The sequence below is a fragment of the Scytonema sp. HK-05 genome, from assembly GCF_963872035.1.
In the GTDB taxonomy this organism is placed as follows: Bacteria; Cyanobacteriota; Cyanobacteriia; order Cyanobacteriales; family Nostocaceae; genus Kalymmatonema.
The window spans coordinates 1-2,567 of the sequence record NZ_CAWMYC010000082.1 but is presented as its reverse complement, the minus strand read 5'-3'; the positions used below and the strand labels follow the sequence as shown (position 1 = coordinate 2,567).

At 43.6% G+C, this 2,567-nt stretch carries 1 pseudogene; it reads left to right on the top strand.

The features are described 5' to 3' along the window. A pseudogene (locus AACT52_RS11095) lies at positions 1 to 2,004 on the top strand (beta strand repeat-containing protein); the annotation flags it as partial. Between the last annotated feature and the right edge of the window lie 563 nt (positions 2,005 to 2,567).

Here is a 2,567-nt window from a genome sequence, read left to right as displayed (position 1 = left end):
AACATTACGTTTAACAATAACGGTGGCGCAGGAACTCAGGCAACAGCATCGGGAAGCGCGGGAGACATTACCGTCATAGCTAAGAATTCTTTTGAGACCAGTAATCAAAGTGGGCTAGGCAGCAAAACCTTTGGTACAGGTAATGGCGGAGTGATAAACGTTGAAGCTAATTCTTTTGTTGTCAGCAATCAAAGTGGGCTAGGCAGCAGTACCTTTGGTGTAGGTAATAGCGGAGTGATAAACGTTAAAGCTAATTCTTTTGTTGTTAGCAATAACAGTGGGCTAACCAGCACTACCTCTGGTGCAGGTAATGGCGGAGTGATAAACGTTGAAGCTAATTCGGTGCGGCTTGAAGAGGGATCTGGTTTTGGTGCGACTTCTTTTAGTAAAGGCGGCGTCGGTGAAATCAATATTAAAGTTGGCGATTTGGTAATCCGCAATTCTGGTATTGGAAATGAATCTTCATCGGGAAGTAATGGTGGAAAAATCAACATCGATGCAAATTCTTTTCGACTCGAATCTGCGGGTATCATTAGCACTACGGGCAAAGACAGCACGGGTAATGGCGGAGAAATCAACATTAATGTCGCAGGCTCTTTTGCTGTCAACAATTCAAATATCGATCTTAGAAGTTTTGGCACAGGTAATGCTGGAACTATCAGCATTACTGCCAAAAATATGCAGATTGAAGGTGGAATTCTCCAGAGTAATACTGATAATTTAAGTAAACCAGGAAACATTTATATTCGTGCCACAGACTCTTTTAAGGTGACTAAGGCAGGTATAACTGCTAACAGTTCAGGTACGGGCGATGCTGGAACAATCAGCATTATTGCCAAGAATGTGCAGATGGAAGGTGGAGGTATCGAGAGCAGTGCGTCTAATTCAGGTAAATCAGGCAACATCTCTATTAATGCCACAGACTCTTTTGTGCTGATCAATCTACCCAATGCACCCAATGCACGTATAACTGCTAACAGTTCTAGTATAGGTAATGCCGGAACTATCAGCATCACTGCCAAGAATGTGCAGATTGAACATGCGGTGGTTGATAGCGTGATACAGAGCACAGGCAAAGCCGGAGAAATCAACTTTAATGTCGCAGACTCTTTTGACCTCAAGTCTACAAGTATAAATACAAACACTTCAGGCGTGGTTGACGGTGGAAAAATCTACATTAGTGCAAAAAAATTGCAAATGGAAGATGCCAGTATTACTAGCGATGCAAGCAATATAGGTAGGGGTGGAGATATTGAGCTACAGATAGGAAACTTACTTTTGTTACGTGGTCAGAATTTTAGGAGTTTTATCTCCACCACTGCAGTCAGTGGTAGTGGTAATGGTGGCAACATAAGCATCAATGCTCCCAATGGCTTTATTGTGACTGTCCCGAATGAAAACAGCGACATTACCGCTAATGCATTTAGTGGTGGTGGTGGCAAAATCACAATCAAATCTTTAAGTAATTTTGGTATCCAACAGCGTAGTCGAGAAGACTTGAAGCGCCTGTTGGGAACCACCGAGCCAAACCAATTAAAGCCTGAAAATTCACCAACCAACGATATTACAGCATTTTCTCTAACCAGCCCGACTTTAGAAGGTCAGGTGACTATCAACACACCAGATTTTGACCCCAGCAAAGGATTTGTGGAACTACCCACGCTGCTAGCAGATATATCAGAGGTCATAGACACAAGCTGTGCTGCCTTTGCTTCAAGAGAAGGTAATAAGTTTACTGTTACCGGACGTGGCGGGTTACCCCCGAGTCCCTACGAACCCCTCAGTACTGATGTTGTATGGACAGATACTCGCACAAGAGCAATCACAACACACCAGCAAGGGAAAAAGGAACCTGCGAACTTACCACAGTCTAAACCTGAAGCTATAAAAATCGTCCCTGCTACGGGTTGGGTGTTCAACGGCAAAGGGCAAGTTACCCTCATCTCCCATGCATCTAATCCTAATGGTATAGGGACTCCTCCTGCTAGCTGCCCAAAACGGTGATATCATGTTCGGCTAATTAGTTATGATTTCCACGTTGACTGCACCCCACCCCTTAATCCCCTCCCCGCGAGCGGGGAGGGGACGTGAAACGCAGCTTTACGGGGGTGGGGTTCTTAGGTAATGATAAGTATTTAACCGGACTTGATATCACCTCATGTCAAAAGCCTGGTCACGACGACCGGGCTTTTGATCACAAACAGTGGGGTTATCCCCTTCGGTTAGTTATAGAGTTTCGTTATAAATAAAATGCTCTAATAATGTCTACCACTGGCGGCTTGCCAATTCCGGAAAATTAAACTTTTTAAATGGTTTAGTGCTAGTGTACATAAAAGTTATTACTTACAACAGTATACATTAAGAATCATGCAAGTGCAATTATGATTTACTAAGTATTGGTGCAAATACCATAAAAACTGGAGGGTGCAATGTCCAAGTTGGGTACTCGTTGGGGTTGGCTCTTAGGAATTGCGATGGGTGGTGTGTATATTTGGAGTGCACATTGCGCTTATGCTCAAATTACACCAGATGCCACTCTACCCAATAATTCTATCGTCACACCCTCT